The 2,267-nt window shown below is 48.3% G+C and carries 2 protein-coding genes; both read left to right on the top strand.

Features of this window, described 5'->3' with window-relative positions:
* Positions 1–59: 59 nt before the first annotated feature.
* Positions 60–1,310: a valine--pyruvate transaminase gene (locus KDK14_RS20205; RefSeq protein ID WP_257267034.1), complete on the top strand. Its 1,251-nt coding sequence runs from the start codon at positions 60–62 to the stop codon at positions 1,308–1,310.
* Positions 1,311–1,341: 31 nt separating this feature from the next.
* Entirely contained in the window at positions 1,342–2,190 is an 849-nt protein-coding gene (locus tag KDK14_RS20200; RefSeq protein ID WP_257267033.1) for a PepSY domain-containing protein, read from the top strand.
* Positions 2,191–2,267 lie beyond the last annotated feature (77 nt).

Here is a 2,267-nt window from a genome sequence, read left to right as displayed (position 1 = left end):
TAGGGCAGTCTATTCTCGGACAGCCTCCTGGCCTATGACGGGAATAATCAGGGGTAAGCATGAAGCTTTCTGCTTTTGGCGAAAAATTCACCAGCCATTCTGGCATCCTTTCGTTAATGGATGATCTGGGCAATGCCCTTGCTGATGGTAAAGATATGATTATGATGGGCGGAGGTAATCCGGCCCATATCCCCGAAGTGGAAGCAGTGTTCAGGCAGCGACTGCGCAACATTACCGAGAGTCAGGGGGAGTTTACCCGACTGGTGGGTACCTATGATCCTCCCCAGGGAGAAAAAGAGTTTGTTCGTGAGATGGCAGCTTTTCTCAACCGCCAGTTTGGCTGGCAGCTGACAGCAAGAAATATTGCCTTGTCCAATGGCAGCCAGGCCGCTTTTTTTATGTTGTTCAACATGTTTGGCGGAGCCTACAGGGACGGCGGGCACAAGCGTATTCAGCTACCGTTGGCACCGGAATATATCGGCTATGCCGATGCCGGGCTGAGTGATGATTTTTTTGCGGCCATTAAACCTGACATTGAGTACCTGGATCCGCATACGTTCAAATACCGGGTGGATTTTCAGGCGCTGGTTATTGACGACAGTGTCGGTGCAATTTGTGTGTCGCGCCCGACCAATCCCACCGGTAATGTATTGACAGACAGTGAAATTGAGCGGCTTGACAGCCTTGCCCTGCAGCATGATATTCCCATGATCATTGACGGAGCTTACGGTACGCCCTTTCCAAAGTTGATCTTTACCGAAGCGACCCCCTGTTGGAACGAACACACCATTCTTTGCCTGAGTCTTTCCAAGCTTGGACTCCCGGCGGTCAGAACCGGTATTGTGATTGCCAATGAGCAGGTTATCAGGGCACTGTCTGGTATTAATGCCATTATGAATCTGGCACCAAACAGTACTGGCAGCCTGCTGGCGTTGGAGATGATCCGGGATGACAGCATTACCTCTCTTTGTGAAAAGGTGATTCGTCCTTACTATCAGGACAAGGCTCAGTTTGCTGTGAATTGCCTCAAAGAGAAGCTGGGTGATGTTCCCTGGCATGTTCATAAACCGGAAGGGGCCATGTTTCTCTGGCTATGGTTTGAAGGCTTGCCGGTCTCCAGTCTGGCGCTGTATGAACGACTGAAGGCAAGAAAAGTGCTGGTGGTATCCGGACATTACTTCTTCCCGGGCATAGACGATGACTGGCCACATAAGCATGAATGCCTCAGGCTGACGTATACCCGTGATCATCAGGAGGTAGAACAGGGGCTTACTATCCTGGCGGAAGAAGTTCACAAACTATACAGCTAAAGCTGTTCTGCTCAATGGTGATATGGGTGATATGGGAAAAGTTTTGGCCATTGGCAGTTTGCGTTATTTTCTTGGCTCCTGTTTTCCAATGTTGTCCAACATGAGGCGTGACTCGATGAATGTGTTCAGTTTTTCTGTTCAGATGGTGTCAGGAGTATTGGCGGGTGTAGTGCTGTCGTCATCTGCAGTTTTTGCTGCAGGCAATAGTATGCCTGCAACTCTGGCTGAACAGTCTGACAAGCTCAAGTCAATGGTGCCTCTTGACCGGCTGATAATGACTACTCGACATAAGTTCGGGGATAAGTTAACTGACGTGGTTGTATTCTCAGCCTGGTTACAGCAAGAGGAACAACAGAAAGTATTTGTCATCGACTTTATTGATGGCCACAAGAAACTGGAACGCGTTGTTTATGACGCCTTCAGTGGCAGGCAGATAGATCATGCCTCAATGCAGACGCCCATGCTTATGGAAGAGATATTGGCAAAAGTGGCAAGTAAGTACCCCGGAGCAACTATCATTCGGACCTGGCTGGAGAAACAGGGGAGCAATCTGCTCTGTGTGACAGAGTTGGCCGACAAACAGTTTAAGGTCAAACGTCGTCAGTTAACCATGGACGCTTATACCGGCAGAATGATCACCAATGTAATTTATGATATGAAACCGGATGGCAAGCAGATATCCCTTGAGCAGATGATCAAAAGTGCTCGGGAAAAATACCGTGGAATGGTTGTGTTAAGAACCAGAAGCAGTATTAAAGGCGATCAGAAAGTCAGGGAAATAGTTTTTCTGGATGATAATCGTATAAGACATATGATGGTGGTCAATGCAGTCACCGGGGAAGTGATAGAAGACAGAATTACGCAGCCGGGATGGATCTAGGAGGCTGTCCGAGAATAGACTACCCTACTGCGGTTGCGATAAATTGGTCTAAAAATTCTGCTTCTTCGTCAAATAGC

The organism is Endozoicomonas sp. ONNA2 (assembly GCF_024606365.1).
Classification (GTDB): Bacteria; Pseudomonadota; Gammaproteobacteria; order Pseudomonadales; family Endozoicomonadaceae; genus Endozoicomonas.
The sequence above is the reverse complement of the archived record's forward strand: the minus strand, read 5'-3'. Positions and strand labels throughout refer to the sequence as shown.

Coding starts and splice junctions, on each gene's coding strand:
- KDK14_RS20205 (WP_257267034.1), top strand. CDS start 60: ATGAAGCTTTCTGCTTTTGGCGAAAAATTCACCAGCCATTCTGGCATC.
- KDK14_RS20200 (WP_257267033.1), top strand. CDS start 1,342: ATGGGAAAAGTTTTGGCCATTGGCAGTTTGCGTTATTTTCTTGGCTCC.